This is a genomic window from Streptomyces sp. NPDC014894, assembly GCF_043080985.1.
In the GTDB taxonomy this organism is placed as follows: Bacteria; Actinomycetota; Actinomycetes; order Streptomycetales; family Streptomycetaceae; genus Streptomyces.
In genome coordinates this window covers 68,037-86,398 of record NZ_JBIBWD010000016.1, presented here as the reverse complement: position 1 = coordinate 86,398, position 18,362 = coordinate 68,037, and the positions used below count along the sequence as shown (strand labels likewise).

Annotated in this window: 17 protein-coding genes; 4 read left to right on the top strand and 13 right to left on the bottom strand. The window is 75.1% G+C overall.

Annotated elements, in window-relative coordinates:
* Positions 1-51 precede the first annotated feature (51 nt).
* From cysD to ACF089_RS30170, 5 genes are read right to left on the bottom strand one after another with little or no spacing between them, the layout of a single operon-like run.
* Complete coding sequence (gene cysD / locus ACF089_RS30190) at positions 52-858, bottom strand: sulfate adenylyltransferase subunit CysD (protein WP_392033399.1); 807 nt, start codon at positions 856-858, stop codon at positions 52-54.
* A complete protein-coding gene (locus ACF089_RS30185; protein ID WP_392033397.1) occupies positions 839-1,555 on the bottom strand; it encodes a hypothetical protein in 717 nt (238 codons plus the stop codon). Before ACF089_RS30185 ends, cysD begins: the two co-directional genes overlap by 20 nt.
* An 8-nt stretch (positions 1,556-1,563) precedes the next feature.
* Entirely contained in the window at positions 1,564-2,907 is a 1,344-nt protein-coding gene (locus ACF089_RS30180; protein WP_392033394.1) for an alkaline phosphatase family protein, read from the bottom strand.
* A complete protein-coding gene (locus ACF089_RS30175) occupies positions 2,907-3,194 on the bottom strand; it encodes an acyl carrier protein (RefSeq protein WP_392033391.1) in 288 nt (95 codons plus the stop codon). Before ACF089_RS30175 ends, ACF089_RS30180 begins: the two co-directional genes overlap by 1 nt.
* Positions 3,195-3,206: 12 nt before the next feature.
* On the bottom strand, positions 3,207-4,727 hold the full coding sequence (locus tag ACF089_RS30170) for an alkaline phosphatase family protein (protein WP_392033388.1): 1,521 nt from the start codon (positions 4,725-4,727) through the stop codon (positions 3,207-3,209).
* Between the two features lie 142 nt (positions 4,728-4,869).
* Between ACF089_RS30170 and ACF089_RS30165 the strand changes: the two genes are divergently transcribed.
* Genes ACF089_RS30165 through ACF089_RS30155 form a run of 3 tightly spaced genes read left to right on the top strand, consistent with a single transcriptional unit; the run spans position 4,870 to position 6,735 of the window.
* Positions 4,870-5,553, top strand: a complete 684-nt coding sequence (locus ACF089_RS30165; protein ID WP_392033385.1) for an HAD family hydrolase — start codon at positions 4,870-4,872, stop codon at positions 5,551-5,553.
* The gene (locus ACF089_RS30160; RefSeq protein ID WP_392033383.1) at positions 5,546-6,034 is read left to right on the top strand and encodes a type II 3-dehydroquinate dehydratase; all 489 of its coding nucleotides are present in this window, start codon (positions 5,546-5,548) and stop codon (positions 6,032-6,034) included. The genes ACF089_RS30165 and ACF089_RS30160 overlap by 8 nt, the downstream gene beginning before the upstream one ends.
* Complete coding sequence (locus ACF089_RS30155) at positions 6,031-6,735, top strand: PIG-L deacetylase family protein (RefSeq protein WP_392033380.1); 705 nt, start codon at positions 6,031-6,033, stop codon at positions 6,733-6,735. Before ACF089_RS30160 ends, ACF089_RS30155 begins: the two co-directional genes overlap by 4 nt.
* On the opposite strand, the gene ACF089_RS30150 is transcribed toward ACF089_RS30155, so the two are convergent.
* The 7 genes from ACF089_RS30150 to ACF089_RS30120 form a co-directional block, all read right to left on the bottom strand.
* Positions 6,711-7,562: a glycosyltransferase family 2 protein gene (locus tag ACF089_RS30150; protein WP_392033377.1), complete on the bottom strand. Its 852-nt coding sequence runs from the start codon at positions 7,560-7,562 to the stop codon at positions 6,711-6,713. The two genes, ACF089_RS30155 and ACF089_RS30150, sit on opposite strands and share 25 nt — an antisense overlap.
* The gene (locus ACF089_RS30145; protein ID WP_392033375.1) at positions 7,556-8,689 is read right to left on the bottom strand and encodes a Gfo/Idh/MocA family protein; all 1,134 of its coding nucleotides are present in this window, start codon (positions 8,687-8,689) and stop codon (positions 7,556-7,558) included. The genes ACF089_RS30150 and ACF089_RS30145 overlap by 7 nt, the downstream gene beginning before the upstream one ends.
* Before the next feature lie 2 nt (positions 8,690-8,691).
* On the bottom strand, positions 8,692-9,906 hold the full coding sequence (locus tag ACF089_RS30140; RefSeq protein WP_392033372.1) for a DegT/DnrJ/EryC1/StrS family aminotransferase: 1,215 nt from the start codon (positions 9,904-9,906) through the stop codon (positions 8,692-8,694).
* On the bottom strand, positions 9,903-10,913 hold the full coding sequence (locus ACF089_RS30135) for an ROK family protein (RefSeq protein ID WP_392033370.1): 1,011 nt from the start codon (positions 10,911-10,913) through the stop codon (positions 9,903-9,905). Before ACF089_RS30135 ends, ACF089_RS30140 begins: the two co-directional genes overlap by 4 nt.
* Entirely contained in the window at positions 10,907-11,773 is an 867-nt protein-coding gene (locus tag ACF089_RS30130; protein ID WP_392033367.1) for an SDR family NAD(P)-dependent oxidoreductase, read from the bottom strand. Before ACF089_RS30130 ends, ACF089_RS30135 begins: the two co-directional genes overlap by 7 nt.
* Before the next feature lie 592 nt (positions 11,774-12,365).
* A complete protein-coding gene (locus ACF089_RS30125) occupies positions 12,366-14,834 on the bottom strand; it encodes an AMP-binding protein (RefSeq protein WP_392033364.1) in 2,469 nt (822 codons plus the stop codon).
* Positions 14,831-15,937 (bottom strand): radical SAM protein, encoded by a 1,107-nt coding sequence (locus ACF089_RS30120; RefSeq protein WP_392033361.1) that lies wholly within the window; start codon positions 15,935-15,937, stop codon positions 14,831-14,833. Before ACF089_RS30120 ends, ACF089_RS30125 begins: the two co-directional genes overlap by 4 nt.
* A 279-nt stretch (positions 15,938-16,216) precedes the next feature.
* Here ACF089_RS30120 and ACF089_RS30115 point away from each other — a divergent pair, with 279 nt between their 5' ends.
* The gene (locus ACF089_RS30115) at positions 16,217-17,560 is read left to right on the top strand and encodes a helix-turn-helix domain-containing protein (protein ID WP_392033358.1); all 1,344 of its coding nucleotides are present in this window, start codon (positions 16,217-16,219) and stop codon (positions 17,558-17,560) included.
* Positions 17,561-17,929: 369 nt separating this feature from the next.
* Here ACF089_RS30115 and ACF089_RS30110 read toward each other — a convergent pair whose 3' ends face one another.
* Positions 17,930-18,307, bottom strand: coding sequence for a hypothetical protein (locus ACF089_RS30110; RefSeq protein WP_392033356.1), 378 nt, complete (start codon positions 18,305-18,307; stop codon positions 17,930-17,932).
* Positions 18,308-18,362 lie beyond the last annotated feature (55 nt).

The following is an 18,362-nucleotide window of genomic DNA, read 5'->3' as shown; positions in this document are numbered from 1 at the left end:
GTCCGGCCCGGGGCGGTGCGGTGCGGGGCACGCGCGGTCCGGGCGCGGCGGTCACATGTAGCCGAGGGCCCGCAGCTTCTGCATCGCGGCGGCGTCCTCCTTGTCCTGGGCGCGGCCGGCCCGCTCGCCGTCGCGGGCGTGGCGCACTTCGAGGACGACGTCCACGACATTGCCCGCCGTGCTGGTGACCGGTGTGCAGCAGCAGGCGCAGCCGATGGAGCGGTAGCGCTCGTCGTTCCGGGCGAAGTACAGCCCGGGCACGGGGATGTTCTCGGCCTGGACGTACTCCCAGATGTCGATCTCGCGCCAGCGCAGCATGGGGTGGACCCGGATGTGCCCGTCGTCGGCGACCGCCGTCTCGTGCAGATTCCAGAACTCGGGCGGCTGGTCCTGGTAGTCCCAGGAGAAGGAGGCGTCGCGGGGGCTGAAGATGCGCTCCTTGGCGCGGACCCCGTGCTCGTCGCCGCGGATGCCGGCGATGACGGCGTCGTACCCGCCGGCGGCGATGGCCTGTTTGAGGGCGTCGGTCTTCAGCGCGGTGCAGCAGTCGAGCTTGCTGCCCCGGGTGGGCCCCATGCCCGCGGCGAGCGCGGCCTCGTTGCGGTGGATCCTGAGGTCGAGTCCCCACTCCTCGGTCATCCGGTCGCGGAACTCGTACATCTCCGGGAATTTGTAGGAGGTGTCGATGTGGATGACGGGGAAGGGCACCTCGCCGAAGAAGGCCTTGCGGATCGCCCAGAGCAGGCTGGTGGAGTCCTTGCCCATGGACCAGAGCAGGGCGGGCCGGGCGAAGCGCTGCCGCACCTCGCGCAGGATGTGCACGGTCTCGTTCTCCAGTTCACGCAGTGCCTGGTGCACCGGCTGTTCCTTCCAGCGAAGTGGCGGTGAGCGGGCTTCCGTCGGCCGGGTGCAGACCCACCACCAGGGGGTGGCAGCCCCGGAACCGGCCGGGAAACCTGTCGTTGGGGTGGGTGAGGCCCACGGCCGCGTAGAGCAGCGGGGCCCCGGTTCCGGCGGGCAGGGCGGCGGCCGGATCGCCGCCGCCGGGGTCGCCGGGGTCGGGGGTGACACGGATGGGTCCGTCGTCTCCGTCGCCGAGCAGCCGGACGTCGCGGACGATCCAGTCGAAGAGCTCGCCGCTCGCGTCGGTGAACTCCAGGCGCAGAAAGGTCCGTCCGCCGGTGGCGCGGCGGCGGTGGTAGCGCAGCGGGCGGACCGCGACGAGTCCGGCGCTGCGCCCGCCCGCGAAGGCGGTCGCGATGTCCGGATCGGCGACGTCCGCCAGCAGCCCGGTCCGCTCGGCGGGGGCGAGCGGGGGCCTGGCGGGCCGGGGCGCGCCGTGCACCGAGCGGTCCTCGGGGCGGGCCCGGGGGCCGGTCGGGGCCCCCAGGGCGAGCAGGACCGGCCGGTGCATCGCGTAGACGGGGTCGCCGCCGGTGACCTGGGCGGCGGTGACCGGCTCGGGCCGTATCCACCGCCGCTCGGGGGTGACGCCCGCGACACAGGCCCCGCCGTCGGTGTCGAGCGTGACCGCGAGCGGCACCAGCTCGCTCACGGGCGTGTTCATCCGGCCCCCAGGGGGACGCCCGGCAGGTCCGGCAGCGGCGGGCGGCCGAGCATCCGCAGCACGGTGGGGGCCACATCGAGCGGCCGCCCGTCGGGGCCCGCGCCGGAGCCGAAGGAGCCGCCGATCCCGCCCCAGTACGACTCGCGCCGGTGCCAGCCGCTCTGGAGGGTGCGGTGCACCTGGGCCGACCAGTGGGTGTCGCCCAGCGGCAGATAGCGCCAGTCGTAGGGGACGAGGATCAGGTCAGGGGCGCGGTGGGCGGCCGGGCCGGAGTGCACGTCCTCGCCGCGGAGCACCTCGGCGAAGAGCGGCAGCCCGGTGAGCGGGTTGATGTGGGCGAGCAGCGCCTCGCGCACCCGGTCCGCCGTCCGTTCGCGCAGGTGCGGTTCGACGATGCCGTGCTTGTAGCGCCCGGCGGTGTTGAGGTTGACGCCCTGGGTGCCCTGGACGGCCTCGAACGCCTGGGTGGCCGTCCAGTCGGGGCGGCCGTCGGGGCCCTGGGTGAGGAGTCCGGCGGCGGCCAGCACCTCATTGACGGAGCAGTACGCGCGCAGCGGGCCGAAACCGATCTCGGAGAACGCGAACACCTCGGTGTGCTCGTCGGCGCGGTCGAGGAAGGCTCCGAGCACCTCGTCGGCGAGCCGGTACGCGCGCCGTACGGAGCGCTCCTCCTCGGGCACGGGGCTGCCCGGCTCCAGTTCCTGCCAGTAGACGTGGGAGAGCCGGTCGATCGCGGTCAGATTGAGCACGAGCAGATCGGGCCGCTCGTCCTGGCCGCCGTCGAACAGATGGAGCGCGGCGTCGGCCCGCGCCCGGTCGGCGCCGAGCACCTTGGCGGTGAACTCCTCCTTGTCCTGGCCGGTGAACCAGATGTTGACGTCGTGGGCGAGGTGGATGCCCGCCCGGCCGAGGCGGACGGGCAGGTCCCGGGGGTGGCAGGCGTGCAGGGTACGGCGCATCGGGTAGCCGATGGAGACGCCGTTGAGGGGGCGGACGGGGTGGCTGCCGAAGACGTTGACGACGGCGGTCGTCAGATCGGCGAGTTCGGGCCGCTGCCACAGCAGGGGGCGGCGCGGGGAGGAGCTGTCGAGCACGGCGGGCTCGTAGTCGGGGCTGTGCGCGTCCCAGTAGGAGAAGCAGCCGTGCTCGGCGGGGCCGTGTCCGGTGAACGCGCTGATCAGGCCGGGGGGTTCATAGGGCACCAGCTCGGAGTGCATGGTGCCGGAAGCGCCCTCGGCGCGCAGCCGGGCGAACGCCGGCAGGACGTCGGGGCCCCAGCGCTCCAGCAGCTCGGGCGCCGCGCCCTCGGTGACGAGGACGACGGCGCGGCGCCGGGGCATCAGGCGGCCCCGGCGCTCGGGGCGCCGTCGGCGCGGGCGAGGCGCTCCTCGACGTAGTCGCCCAGGACGTTGAGCGAGTCGACGAGCAGGACGCTGAGATCCTCGTCGTCTATCTGTATGCCGAACTCGTTCTCGACCCAGATGAGCAGTTCCAGGCCGGCCACCGAGTCGATGTCCAGCGCCTGGCGCAGGCCCTCGTCGGGCACGGCGCTCGGCTCGCGGTCCAGCCGCAGGGCCTCGACGACCACCTTGCGCAGTCGGTCCTTGGTCTCCGCTGTCGCTGTCATGGCGTGTTCCTCTCAGAGATAACCCATGGCGCTGAGGGTCCGGGCGGTCAGATCGTCCTCACGCAGGCTGCGTGCGGTGTCCTTCGGGTGCGGTTCGGGTGCGCCCGGGTCGGGCAGGAAGGGCAGCGGCCCGGCCCCGGCGTCGAGCACCTCGGGCACGGGGCGTCCGTGCACGGCGGCCGGATGGCGCAGTCCGAGGTCGTGCAGGAGGGTGGGGGCGAGGTCGCAGAGGGCGACGGGCTCCTCGCGGCGGCCGGCCGGGACGCGCGGGGAGCGATAGGCCCACAGGCCGGCGTAGCGGTGCATGCCGGTCTGCTCGCTGGGGCGCCAGACGCCGCCGGAGAGCCCGGGGTCGGCGAGCACCCCCTCGTCGGCGGGGACGAGCAGCAGATCGGGGGCGGTACGGGACATCTCGCCGGGGTACGCCTCCGCGCGGGGCAGTACGGCGGCGAACACCGGGCTTCCCGAGTCGGGGGCCCGCAGCGACAGGAAGAGGTCGCTCAGCTCGGCGGTGAGCGCGGCCTTCTCGTCCGCGCGGACGAGTCCGCTGTGCTGGCGTCCGGCGAGGTTGAGATTGACTCCGTAGCAGCCGGGGGTGGGCATGTAGGCGCGGGTGCGCTCGAAGTCGACGGTGGCGCCGTCGGCGTCGAACCAGCCGGCGTGGCCGCCCTCGCCGGGGCGGACGGCGAGCAGTCCGGCCTCCGCCAGGACGCTGTTCACCCCGAGGTTGAGCCGCCCCTGGCCGAGGCCGTGGTCGGAGACGAGCATGACCGGGGTGTCGTCCCCGACCCTGGCCAGGACGGCGCCGATCACCGCGTCGACGGCCCGGTGGATCAGCTCCACGGCGTCGCCCCACTCGGCGCGGTCCGGGGCGGTGTGGCGGGGGTGGCAGTCGTCGGCGAAGTGCCAGTAGTGGTGGCAGATCCGGTCGATCTCGGTGATGACCGCCATCACGACGTCGGTCTCGTGGCGCTCCATCAGATGGACGATGGAGCGGCCCCGGGCCGCGACGTTCGCCAGCGCCTTGTCCAGATAGCCGTGGTCGCCCTGGAACATCGCCATGATGTCGGGCATGAACGGCGCGCCCGCCCGGGACATCTCGCCCAGGAGCGTGGGCGGGCTGCTGAAGCGCAGGGTGCGCTCCAGCGGCCAGGTGACCTGGTAGCCGGGGAGTTCGCGCGGCGGGTGGGACATCGGCACATTGATGATTCCGGCGCTCCAGCCCTGTTGGGCCAGCCACTCCCAGATCGTGCTGCAGCCGAAGTCGCCGGTGCCGGTGAGCCGGTCGCCGTAGTCGGCCTCCTGGGTGCCGAAGAACTGGTAGACGCCGTGCCCCCCGGGGCGGCGCGCGGTGACGAAGGTGGACCAGCCGGGTGCGGTGTGGGCGGGCCAGGTCGTCGTGGTGGTGCCGTACATGCTCTGCCCGAGCAGCGTGGCCAGATGGGGCAGCAGCCCCCGTGCGATGAGCGGTTCCATCATCGCCAGGCTTCCGCCGTCGATCCCCAGGATCAGCGCCTTGGGGTGTGCGGTCACGGTGCCTCCTCCCCTCGGAGACCGCCTCGCGTGGTGGACGGCTCCTCCGGTGTCCGAGACTAGACAGGAGCCTTAACTACAGTCAATATTAGTCAGCATTAGACAACTATAGTTGTAAGTCGTGTCGGTGAACGGAGCACTCATGACACCGCCGAACACTTCGCCGAGCGCCGTCGTCTTCGACCTGGACGGCGTGCTGCTGAACACCACCGAGAACATGCGGCACGCGTTCGGCTCGGTCTGGGCCGCGGCGGGCCGGGCCGAACCGCCGCCCTTCACGACGTTCCTGGAGCACATGGGCGCTCCGCTCCACGTCATCCTGGAGAAGTTCGGCCTCGGCGCCGACTACGCCCCGGTGTACGCCGCCGCCAGCACCGCCCGGCTGGATCTCGTCCATCCCTATCCCGGGATCGTCGAGGTGCTGCGCGCCCTGCGCGCCGCGGGCGTGCCCACCGGCGTCGCCACCGGCAAGTCCCGTCAGCGGGCCGTCGAGGCGCTGCGCTCCGGCGGGCTGTACGAACTGCTCGACGTCGTCGTCGGCAGCGACCAGGTCCGGCTGCCCAAGCCCGACGCCGAGATCCTGCGCACCGCGCTCTCCCTGCTCCCGGGCGCTCCCGTGCCGGCCGAGCGGGCCGTGTTCATCGGCGACAGCGTGCTCGATCTGCGCTGCGGCCACGCCGCCCGGGTGCCCACGATCGCCGCCTGCTGGGGCCAGAGCACCCGCGAGACCCTCCTGGCGGAGCGGCCCGGCTCCCTCGCCGAGGGCCCGCTCGACCTGCTCGCGGCGCTGGTGCCCGCGGCGGACCGGCAGGTCTCCGTTGGCTGAGCACGCCGGACGCCCGCGAAGCGCCGGCCCCGGGGCGCGCGGCGAGCTGCTGCTGCTCAACGGCCCCAACCTGGGCCGGCTGGGCACCCGTAAGCCGGACATCTACGGCACCACCACACTCGCCGAGATCGAACGCGACGTCGAGAAGACCGCGGCGGCGGCGGGCTTCACCCTCCGCTGCGTCCAGGACGAGAGCGAGGCGGTCCTCGTCCGGGCGGTCCACGACGCCTCCGACTGCGCGGGGGCGATCGTCAATCCCGGCGCGCTGATGATCGCCGGATGGAGCCTGCGGGACGCCCTGGAGAGCTATCCGGGCCCCTGGATCGAGGTGCATCTCAGCAATGTCTTCGCCCGCGAGCCCTTCCGCCACAACTCGGTCCTCTCACCGCTCGCGTCGGGCGTCCTGTGCGGTCTGGGCGCGCACGGATACCGGCTCGCCGCCCAGGCGCTGATCCACCGGCTCGCCCCCGGCGACCGATGAGGCGGCTGCTGCTCGCGCCGCACCCCGACGACGCGGTGTGGTCCTGCGGCGGCATGCTCGCCCGGTGGTGCCGGGAGGGGGAACTCACCGTCGTCACCGTCTTCGACGGCGACGGCGACGGCGACGGCGACGGCCGCCTCACCGGGCGGTCCGCCGCGCCGCGGCGCGCCGAGGACACGGCCGCGCTGGGCCGCTGGCCGCTGCGCGCCGTCCGGCTCGGCCTCCCCGAGGCGACCCTGCGGCACGACGGCGGGGGCCGGGCGCTCTACCCCGGCCCCCTCGCCCTGCGCCGCGCCCCGCACCCCCTCGACGCCCCGCTCGCCGAACGCCTCGCCGCGCTGCTCGCCCCGCTGACCGGCGCGTGCGACGAACTGCTGCTGCCGCTGGGCGTCCGCACCCACGCGGACCACCGGCTGGTGCGCGACGCCGCCGAGCGCTCCCTGGGGACCTCCCCGCGCGGCGCGCTCCCCCGCGTACGCCACTACCGGGAATTCCCCTACGCCCCGCCGCCGCCCCCCGGCGGGTACGAGGAGCGCACCGAGCCCGCCGACTTCGGCGACTGGCTGCGCGGCTCGCTCGTGTACGAGTCCCAGGTGCGCGGCATGTTCGGCGGCGCGCCCGCCTTCGCCCGCGCGCTGGCGCGGCACACGGGCGCGCCGCGCCGCTGCGCCTGGGGCTACTGGACGCAGGCCGCCACATAGGCCCGTACGCCGCCGCCCTCCCCCAGCAGCTCCGGCAGCAGCCGTACGGCGGGGAGATCGTGCAGGGCGCGGAAGCGCTCCATGTTCGCCGCGTGCTGGTCCCAGCGGTCCGGGCGGGCGTGGGTCAGATGGACCCCGGCGGCGGCCGCCGGGACCACCGCGCGCGCCCCGGCCGCGAACAGCCGTACGCCCAGCTCCAGATCCTCGCACCCCCAGCCCCGGCCGAACTCCTCGTCGAAGCCGCCGACCCGCTCGAAGAGCGCCCGGGGCATGGAGGTGTTGGCCCCCACACAGGCCGCCCAGGGCGCGACGGGCGGGACCTGTCCCGCGTCCATGGCGCAGATCAGCGTCTCCAGGGTGTTGCGCGGCAGACGGCCCTCAGTGCCGGCCACCACCCGGGCCGCCGCGGCCGCCAGTTCGGCGACCGGGGCGTCCCGGTGCCGGTCCAGCCAGCGGCGCGCCCCGGGGAACTCCCGGAGCGGGCCGTGCGCCAGCACCGTCCGCGCCCCGGCCTCCGCGTGCGCCGCCAGATGTCCGGCGGAGGTGAGGATGTCGTCGTCGAGGAAGAGCAGCCGCTCGCCCCGGGCGGCCCGCGCGCCCGCGTTGCGGACGGCTGCGCGACCGCGCGCGGGCCCGGCGACCACCCTCGGCCGCGGGGCGGCCAGTTCCCCGTCCAGCGCGCGCAGCGTCTCCCGGGTGCCGTCGGCGGAGCCGTCGTCCACCACCAGCACCTCGTACGGCAGCGGGCAGCGCTGCGCGGCCAGCGCCGTGAGCGTGGCGCGCAGCGAGGCCGCCTTGTCGCGGGTGGGGATCACCACGCTCAGCACCGGGTCGCTCCCGCCGGCCGCGCCGGGGTCCCCGGGCGCAGCGGCCGCCCGGCGATCCGGTAGGCGTCCTCCAGGAGGCCCAGCACCTCGGCGGTGCGCTTGAGTTCGGTGCGCCAGGGGGCGGATCTGCGGAGCATGGCCACGGTGGCGTCGAGCTGGTCGTCGTACTCCTTGCCGGGCACGGTCCCGACGGACCACTCGGTGCTCCGGCCGCCGCGCCGCACCCGCAGGACCGGGTGGGCGACGCGGTTGGGGCTGAATCCGAAGGTGGTGACCAGCTCCAGCCGGCACTCCTCGCCGTCGGCCGCGGCGCCGCGCACCTCGATCCGGGTGGTGTCGACGGCGGTCTCGCTGGCCCAGGCCGCGCGCAGGGACAGCTCCGAGCCGTCGCGGTAGCGGGCCCGGAGCCGTCCGTCGGCCTCCACGTCGAACACCCCGGGCGCGGCGGCGGGCGCGCCCGCCGCCGGGGCGTCGCCGCGCCAGCGCGCCCCGCCGAGCGCCAGTTCCCCTCCGGGGCCCTGGAGTTCGGCCGTGAGTCCGGTGCGCCGGGAGTCCGGCAGCAGGTCCTGGACGACCTCGGCCAGATGCCAGCCGAGGTCGAGCAGGGCTCCCCCGCCGGCCTCGGAGCGCCGGGTGAACCAGGAGCCCGGCCGGGGCACTCCGGCGGCCCGCAGCCATTCGGCGTGGACCCGGACCGGCCCCGCGCACAGCTGCGGGACGAGCGAGCGCAGCCGCGCCACATCGAGCCGGCGCGGTGAGGGGCGGCTGATCTGGAAGGGCGCGCCGGTCGCCCACGACCGTGCGTTCAGCCGTTCCAGCTCGGCCGTCGACAGACAGAGCGGCTTCTCGATCAGAGCGGCGACCCCGGCGTCCAGCACGGCTCCGGCGGTCTCCTCGTGGAGATGGTTGGGCGTTCCCACGACGGCCAGGTCGAGATCGCGCGCCAGCAGGTCGGGCAGCCGGTCCGCGATCAGGTCCGGCGGCAGTCCGGCCCCGCCGGCCGCGGCGAGCGCGGGGTCGTGCACGCCCACCACCTCGAAGCAGGGGTGCGCGCGCAGCCTCGGCAGCCACACCTGTGCGTTGATCCAGCCGAAGCCGATCAGCCCGGTCCTGAAGGCGCGGCCCACCGCTAGCGTCCGGCCTCGTCCACGGCGGCCGCGACGACGGCGGCCACCCTGCGGACGGTCTCGGGCTCGGCGAGCAGGATCCGGTGGTGCAGCCACAGTCCCCGGCCGCCGATCAGCTCGGCCTCGGGGCAGCGCGCGCCGAGTTCGTCCGCGGTGACCGACTCGGTGGCCCCGGCCCAGAATCCGGCGGTGCGGTAGACGGGCGGGAAGTTGACGCAGGCGGGCACACCGCGCTCTTTGAGCAGCTCGACGAGGCGGTCGCGGGCCTGCCGGTCGAAGCGGTCGGCGTCCAGGGTGAGCAGATACATGTAGTGCGGGTTGACGGTGATCCGCGGGTCGCGGGTCTGGGTGCGCAGTCCCTCCACCGGGGCGAGCAGCTCGTCCAGCAGCGCGGCGCGTTCGCCGCGGGTCGCGGTCTGCCCGGCCAGCCGGCCCAGCTGGGTGCGGAGCACGGCTCCGGAGAACTCGTTCATCCGCGCGTTCATCCCGCCGGTGACGTGCTGGTAGCTGGTGTCCTCGGGCGGCCTGCCGACGGCGTGCAGCAGATAGGCGTGGTCGTAGGACTCGCGGTCCGGGAAGGTCAGCGCGCCGCCCTCGCCCGCCGTCATCAGCTTGCCGTTCTGGAAGCTGTAGCAGGCGATCGACGGATCGGCGCCGACCAGCACCCCGTCCCGGGTCGCGCCCTGGGCGTGGGCCGCGTCCTGGATGACGACGGCGCCGTACTCGTCGGCGACCTCCCGCAGCGCGGCCATGTCCGTGACATGGCCCGCCATGTGGACGGGGAGGATCGCGCGGGTGCGCTCGGTGGCCGCCTTGCGGGCGGTCTCGGCGGTCAGACACTGGTGGCCGGGGTCCACGTCGGCGGGTACGGGGACGGCCCCGGTGTTCTGCACGGCGAGGGAGGTGCTGATGAAGGTGAACGCGGGCACGATCACCTCGTCCCCGGGGCCTATGCCGTGCACCCTCAGGGCCAGTTCGAGCGCGTCGGTGCCGCTGTTGACGGCGAGCGCGTACGGGGCGCCGTTGTACGCGGCGAACTCCCGCTCGAACGAGGTGACCTCGCTGCCGCCCGCCCGCCACCACTGGCCCTGTTCGAGGGCCCGGATCAGGGCGGTGCGCTCTCCGTCGTCGTACTGCGGCCAGACGGGCAGTTCGGCCGGGCCGAGGGCGGGCGGGGCCGTACCGGCCTCGGGCGCGAACCGGTCGTTGATCGTCATGCGGTGGGGTCTCCTTCTGTGAGACGGCGTCCGGCCCCCCTGGGGACCGGTCCGGCCTGCGGGCGGAGCGGGGGCCGGCCGGCGACCGCGCGGGACTCGGCCAGCAGCAGCGCCCCCTGGAGGGAGGCGCCGGCGCCGTGGGCGGCCGTGGTCACCTCGGGCAGCGTGCTGCCGTGGCGGGTGCGGTGGCGCAGCCGGCCGCCCAGCGCGGCGGCGAGGCCCGCGGACCCGGCGCCGAGCCCGCCGCCGAGCACCACCGCGGTGAACGGCAGCAGTTCGCCGATGTCCGCGACGGCGAGGGCGCAGGCGTCGGCGGCCTCGGCGAGGGCGGCGGGCCGGCCGTCGGCGGCGGCGGCGCGTTCGAGCGCCGGGCCGGAGGCGTACGCCTGGAGGCAGCCGCGCCGTCCGCAGTCGCACGGCCGTCCGTCGTCGGGGCGCACCACGAGGTGTCCCGCCTCGCAGGGCAGCAGGTCGCCGAGGCGGGGCGGGGGCGCGGCGGCGCTTTGGGGCGGCAGCCACGCTCCGCCGACGCCGGTGCCGAGGCCCAGATAGAGCAGCCCGCCGGCGAACCGGGGCCGGGCGCGGGCCTCGGCGTACCCGGCGAGGAGGGCGTCGTCGTGGACGGCGATGCTCCGGCCCCAGAGTGCGGCGAGTTCGGCGGCCGGCCGCCGGCCGCGCCACGAGGCTCGGCCCGGCCAGCGGCTGATCCGGCCGTCGGCGTCGAGCGTGGCGGGCAGGGCGACCACCGCGCTGCTCGGGCGGTCCGCGCCGGCGGCGCGCAGCGCGCGGGCGGCGGCGGCGGCGAGCTGGGCGAGGTCGTCGTCGGGGGTGGCCCCGGGATTCCACCGGACCTTGAGGACCCCGCTGTCCGCGCCGTCGCCGCGGGCGCGTACGGCGGCCTTGGTGCCGCCGATGTCGACGGCGAGCACGACGGGCGGGCGGTCCCCGGGGGCCGGGGGGCGGGAGACGGGCGGCGGCTGCGCCGCCGGGCCGGTGTCCGTCACCACCGCGCCCCGCCGTCCACCTGGAGCGTCTGGCCGGTGATGTACGAGGCTCCGGGCCCGGCGAGGAAGGCGACGGCGTCGGCCACCTCCGCGGGCTCGCCGAGCCGGCGGACCGCGGTGCGCCCGCGCGCCCGTTCGTCCTCCTCGGCGGAGTACACCCCGCCGGTGCCGGTGCCGGTCCCGGTGTCCGTATCAGTGCCGGTGCCGGTGCCGGTGCCGGTGTCGGTGCCGGTGTCGGTGCCTGTGTCGGTGCCTGTGTCGGTGCCTGTGCCTGGGTCGGTGCGCGCGCGGATCGCGCCGGGGGCGACGACGTTCACCGTCACTCCGAACGGCCCCAGCTCCCAGGCCGCCGAGGCCGCCCAGCCGGAGAGCGCGGCCTTCGTCGCCGCGTACCCGGGCTGTCCGGGCATGCCCACGGACCCGCCGCGCGAGCCGAAGAGCACGATCCGGCCGTACCGGGCGCGCACCATCCGTTTGGCGGCGGCGGACGCGAGCTGCTGTACGGAGCCGGTGTTCAGCTGCCACAGACGGTGTTCGGCCGCGCTGTCGTGGGCGCCGGTCAGCACCGGGCGGCGGGCCGTGGCGCCGTGCGCGCAGACCAGGATGTCGGGCGCGGGGCCCCATTCCCTGACCCGGGTCAGGACCGAGGCGGTCTCCTCCGGATCGGCCAGGTCCGCCCGCAGAAACCGGGCCCCGGTAGCGGCCCCGATCGCCTCGGCCAGTTCCGCCCGCGTCCGGTGCACCCCGACCACGGCCGCGCCCCGCGCCGCCAGCGCCCGGCAGACCGCTTCCCCGAGGTGACCGGTGGCCCCGGTGACCAGCGCGAGCCGGCCGTCCAGCGAGCCGGTCGAGTGATCCGTCATGAGGTGCCTCCACGACCCTGCCGGACAAGGACTCCGCCACCGCCCGGGACACAACCGTCCTCGTACCGGGCGGGATCGGTACGGGACGCCCCGGCGCGCTCCCGTCGCGCGCGGCGGGCCCCGGGTCTGCCCGTCACGAACGCGCCGCGCGGCCCGGCCGGGCGGTGACACCGCCGGGCTCCGGGCGGCCGGGCGGGCTCCCCGGGCCCGTCGGCGGCCGCGCCGGGTACGCGCCGTGCGGAGCCGAGACGATCGGCCGCGAACGCGCCGCGCCCCGCCGCCCGGAGACCCTCCCGGCCGCCGGTACGAGCGCTACGGCACACCTCGCGGACACGTCCGGACCCGCCCGGGCGGGCGGGCTCCGGGTCGCCGGTACGAGCAGCGCGGCGCTCCTCGACGACGGCGGGAGGCACGACGCGGTCGGCCCGGTCGAAACCGGGCCCGCCTTGGCGGACACGGTCCCGGCGCCCGGCACAAGCCGTGCGGCGCACCCCGACATCGACAAGAGACGCGACCCGGACGGCCCGGTTCGAACCGGACCCGCCCCTGCGGGCGCGCCCCCAAGGCCCGGCGGGGCCCGTGCGGCGGGCGCTCATGAGGTCTCCTCGGGGCCCGGTGCGGTCGGGGCTCCCCCGGTGGGGCGGCCCGGGTCGGCCCCGTACCCGGCGACGATCAGGGTGACGGCCGGTTTCCCGAGGCGGACCGTGCGGTGGACGGTGAATCCGGCGGCGCCCAGCCCGGCGGTCAGGGTGGCCTCGGTGGGCCAGGCCGAGCCGCCGTGCGTCAGCCAGTCGAGCCGGATCTCCTGGGGCAGACCGCCCGGGGCGTCGAGGAACACGTCGTCGACGAGCAGCCGCCCGCCGGGGGCCAGTCGCGCCGCCAGCGCCCGCAGGTCGCTGCCGGGGCCGGGCAGGTGCACGGCGTTGCAGACGACCACCAGGTCGAAGAGTTCGCCGTCGGCCGGGGCGGGGATCTCCTCGCGGCCGCCGGGCTCCGCGGCGCTGTGCGCGGACTGCTGGGCGAGCGTGCCGACGCGCAGCAGCCGGCCGTCCCCGGGGCGGCCGTGCGCCCGCGCGTACCGGCCGGGTCCGCAGGTGATCTCCAGCAGCCGGCCGGGGCGCGGGCCCGCCAGCCGGAGGCCGATCCGGCTGCGGCCGTGGGCCGCCGGGGTGTGCATGGCCCGCTGGTAGACCTCGCGGAGCGCGTCGTCGGGGCCCTCGGTGTCGAAGGCGCGTCCGGCCGGTCCGGTGCGGGCGACGGCGGTGAGCTGTTCGCGGGTCACCCAGGTGCGGGAGAGCCGCTCCTCCAGCGCGAGGACGGCCAGCGTCCCGGCCAGGGGTCCGCCGTCGTCGGCCGGCGGCCCGGGCGGGTCCTCGTGGGCCGCCGCCACGGGTACGGCGGGGCGCTCGTCCGGGTCGGGCGGGGCCGCCCGCAGCAGCCCGGCGCTCTCGGCGACCTGGAGCAGCTGCTCGCACACGTCCGGGTCGAGCCCGAGGGCCGAGGCGATCCGGGCGGAGTCGGCGGGGCCCTGGCGGAGCAGGTCCACGACGCCCAGCCGGAGCAGCGCGAAGAGCAGTTCGCTGCGTTTGTGCGCCTGGGCGCAGGCGATGAGCACGGCCTCGTCGCCGGGGATCAGCCGGCGGGCGGGCAGCGGTTTCCCGGACCGCCCCCGCGGCAGCTCGCCGACGGCCCTGATCCGGTCGGGCACCTTGTACGCGGCGAGCCGGTCCTTGGCGTGGGTGTGCAGATCCGCGCTGTCGGCCCCCGTGCCGCGCAGGCTCACCACCTCGGCGTGCAGCCGGGTCGTGGGGCCCGCGGCCGTACGGCCCTCCACGCCGGTCACCCGCGCGTCCAGCACGTCCTGGTGCGCCCGGAGCACGGTCTCGACCTCTTCGGGGGCCACCCAGCGATCGCCCCGGCGCACCGCCCGGCCCCGGCGGCCCAGGATCCGCAGTCCGTGTTCGGGGTGGTAGGCGGCGATGTCCCCGGTGGTCCGCCAGCCGGCGTCCGGGTCCTCGGCCAGGCTGACGCGGAGGTCGCCCGCCGTGTCGTCGGGTACGGGGGACCCGTCGTCGCCCAGGATCCGGAAGCGGACGCCGTCCAGCGGGTGGCCGACCCGGCCCGGCGGGGCCCCGGCCGGGGCGCTGAAGAGCGAACCGGTCTCCGAGGAGCCGTAGTCACGGGCGAGGCCGATGCCGAAGGCGGCCCGGAAGGAGGCGTCGAGCGACGCGTCGACGGCCCCCGCGCCCACCATGGCCAGCCGGAGCGCGGAGCCGGTGAGCGGGGCCCGGCCCGCGCGGGCGCTGAGCAGCCGGGCGACCGCGGGCACGAGCGGGAGCACGGTCGCGCCCCGCTCGATCTCGCGCAGCGCCGCGCCGAGCGCGGTCGGCGGATGGGGGCTCACGGCGGCTCCCGCCTCCAGGGCGGCGTGCAGCCAGCCCAGGGCGTACGCGTGCCAGAGCGGCAGCGGCAGCAGCACCCGGTCGGCGGCGGTGAGCCGGGCCCACCGCACATGTCTGCGGCCCTCGGCGCGCAGGGAGTCGACGGTGCGCGCCACGAGTTTGGGCGTGCCGGTGGTGCCGGAGCTGGGCAGCAGGACCGTGCCCGGGGGGTGGGGGCCGCCGCCGCCCGCCCGGGTCGGCCCCGGGCCGAACGGTCCGGCGGCGGTCGCGGGTCCGAGGTGCGCGAGCCCCCCGGCGGCCCCGGCGTGTCCGACGACCCCGGTCGCCGAGCCGCCTTCGGTGGTTCCGCCGGTCCCGGGGTACGCGGGGTACGCGGCGGCCCCGGTGTACGCGGTGTCTCCGGTCGCCGCGGTGGACGCCGTGGCTCCGCCGTCCTCGCCCGCTCCGGTGTGCAGGATCCGTCCGCCGCCCGCGCGGTCGAGCCAGCGCCGGTGCTCGTCGGCGGGCGCGGCCGGGTCGACCAGCAGCGGTACGGCCCCGGCGCTCAGCAGCCGCCGGTAGGCGTCGACCCAGGCCGCGCCGCCGGGGCCGGTCAGGGCCACGACCTCGCCGGGAGCGCCGGCCGGGCCGCCGGCCCCCGCGCCGGTGGCCGCCGTCACCGGCGCCCTGCCTCTTCTGCCAGATAGCGCCGCTTGCTCTCGGCGATCAGCCGGCGTATCGCGGGCGGCGAGTAGGTCGGGGCGGAGCAGAGTTCGTCGAGGGTGATCTCGTCGTCGAAGTACATGCTGAGGGTGTCCCAGGGCGTGAAGCAGCCCCGGCAGGCGTCGAGTCGGGGCCGTTCCGCGAGCAGCGCCTGATAGAGCCCGGTCTCGCCGACCCGGCTCAGGGTGTCCTCCCAGTCGTCCTCCAGCAGATTGCCCATGTTGGAGAACCAGATGTTGGGGCAGGGCGTGACGACGCCGTCGCTGAAGGTGGAGATCACCATCCGCGGGAGATGGCAGCGGAAGGTGCGCCCGCTCTCGCGGTAGAAGCTCACCAGCCGGTCGAAGTAGGCCCGGGGCGGCAGCACGGTCGCGAACTCGTCGTAGCGGGCCGCGAATTCCTCGACGTGGTGGATCTGGTCGGGGCGGACGGCGAACTGGTCGGAGTCGGGGCCGCGGACCGGGAAGGGGAAGAAGACGGGGGGTGTGGGACGGTCGGCGAGCCAGCGCGCGAAGGCGGTCAGCTCGCCGACGCTGCGGTCGTTGAGCACTCCGTAGATCTCGACGTCGAGACCGCTGTCGAGAATCGCCTCGACCCGCTCGACCACCTTGACGTGCAGCTTCGCGGAGGCGACCCGGTGGGAGTTGCCGGAGTGCAGATGGCTGTCGAGCGAGACCTGGAGGACGACATTGCCCCAGCGGGCGAATTCCTCCAGGTGCGCGTCGCGGACGAGCACCCCGTTGGTCTGGATGACCAGCACCTCGTGCTCGGCGGCCTGCGCGCGCAGGAACTCCATGACTCCGGCGACCAGGAAGATCTCGCCGCCGGTCACCTTCAGCAGCGGGACCCGGAAGGTGGCGTCGATGCGGCTGTCGATGACCGGGAGCTGCTTGCCGAGCAGGCTCTCCGGCTCGTAGCGGTCACGCGTCGGGGGCCGGAAGATCAGCTGCTCGGAGTGGGCCTGCTTGAGGTTGCTCTGACCGGTGAGGCAGTACGTGCAGCTCAGGTTGCATGAGTCCTCGTTGACCACGAGGTCGTTGCCGATGAGCCCGTCGATCATTTCCCGCCCCTTCGGTCGAGCCTGACATGACTCTTACCCGAGATTGACAGAAGTCATTGACTAAAGTCAACCTTTGGCTGAAGGACGACTACCCACCGCACACGGAACCCAGAACAATGATCGTTGAATAGACCGTATAGTGGCAACTGGAGTTACACTCCGCCAGAAAGCGGAACCACAGGAACTACAGATGACCGGCGACGGGGCAGTCAGTTGACCGCCCCGTCGACCACCCGGTCGGCAAGGTCGGGCAACTCAGGTGAGCAAAGGGTGGACACAGTGAGGAATCAACACCCGAACTTCGGCGAGCGGATCAAAGCGCGCCGCCTTGAGCTGGGGCTTTCTCAAAAGCAGCTGGCCGGCGACGTTGTGACCTCCAGCTATGTCTCGTTGCTGGAGTCGGACAAGCGCGCGCCCACGCTGGACGTCATCATCCACCTCGCCGACCGCCTCAGAATGCCGATCGAGGAACTGACCGGGCAGAGCATCGCCGGAACCCTCGCCCCCGAGGCTCCCGCCCCCGCACGCCCCACCGGCCCCACCGCGGACCGGGCGGCACAGGCGGCGCAGACGGCCCGCACGGCGACCGCGCGGACGGCCCCCCAGGAACAGCGGGCGCCTCTGCGCATCCTCGCCGACAACGCGCTCCAGAGCAACGACTACGTACGCGCCATCGAACTGCTCCGCCGTCTCTACGACCAGCTGCGCGCCGACGGCGACCAGGCCAAGAGCGTGGAGGTGGGCTTCCAGCTCCAGCGGCTGCTCCAGACGCAGGGCGACCACGAACAGCGGCTCGTCCTGCTGGAGGAGCTGATGGCCACCACGGCGTGCGGGCCGGACTCGCAGGCCGTGACGGTGGCGCTCTCCACCGAGCTGGGCACCGCGCTGCGCGACACGGGTCATCTCGTCCGGGCGCGCACCACCCTGGAGAACGCCACCGGGCTGCTGCGCCCCACCGGGCTGCACGGCACCTCCGAGCATGTGCGGCTGCTGGGCGCGCTGATCTCCGTCCTGTGCGAACTGAGCGACACCGAGCCGGTCCCCGGCCTGGTCGCCCAGATGCTGGAGCTGGCGGAGAAGGTCGACACCCCCGGCATCCTCGGCCGCTCCGAGTGGGCCGCCGCGATGGCCTACGACCAGCTCGGCCGGGGCGAGGACGCGCACACCTACGTGGTCAGGGCGCGGGACAATCTGCCGCCCGCCACCATGACGCTGCGGGACTGGCTGCGCTTCTGCCGGTCGACCACCAGCATCCTCCTGAGCACGGGACATCTGGAGGAGGCGCACAACTGGCTGATCGGGGCCGAGCACACCACCTCCCTGATGAACGTGCCCGCGGAGACCGCCGCGCTCACCGCGCTGCGCGCGCGGCACGAGGCCGCGCTCGGCCATCACGAGCGGGCGCTGGAGCTGTACTCGGAGCTGACCGCCGACAGGTCGCCGCTCTCCGGGCTCCAGCTGGCCCGGGTCTGCCTGGCCAAGGCCGAGGAGCTGCACGTCCTGGAGCAGCCGGCCGAGGCGCTGGAGGCCCTGCGGAGCGCCGCCGCGATCTGCGAGGAGAACGGGGCGTACCAGCTCGCGGTGCAGATGTGGCGGCGGATGGACGAGATCCGGCCCGCCTGAGGCCCCGCCCCGAGGCTCCGGCCCGAGGCTCCACCACGAGCCCTCGCACCGAGGCCCCGCCCGGGGGCCGTCTCCGAAGGTCCGTCCGGGGCTCCGCCGCCGAGGCCCCGCCCGCGAGGGTCCGGCCGCGCGCTCAACCGCGCGCCGTCCTCCGTCCGTTCGCCGTCCGTTCGCGGCCCGTCCGGTGAAGCCCTCCCCCGGGCCCGCCCGGGCGCCCGCCCCGACGCCGGACCCGCATACCCGCCCCACCGCCTCCGGCCGCCCCGCCGCCCGCCGTCCCGTCCGCCGCGCCGCCCGCCCGCCGTATCCGCGCGCGAAGCGGCGAATGGGGTGAAGCGGCCTCGCTTCACCCCATTCCCGCGCGCGGTCCTACCAGGGCCAGTCGGCCTTGTCCTCCGACGCGCCCTCGCCGTGCGACAGCCAGGGCCAGTCGTCCCCGGCGGCCTTGCCGCACGCCTTCCAGGGCCAGTCGTCCTCAGCGCCTTTGTCCTGCTCGGACCAGGACACCTCCACCCGGGAGCGTCTCCCCCGCGCCTTCCAGGGCCAGTCGTCCTCGGCGTGTCTCCCGCCCGCCGGCCGGAGCCGGCCGCGCCCGGGGCGATCCCCCGTACAGAGTCCGTCGAACAGGCCCCTGAATCCTGTGCCGGCCGACGCCGGACCTGAGATCCCCGGCGCCGATCCCGCGTCGAGGACGGGGTCCTCGGCGGTCCGGAAGAGGGGGGCGAACGCCTGCGCAGTGGGACTCATCTACCTGACACTCCTTCATTCGAGGTCCAGTCAAGCGGGACATTACTATAGTCAT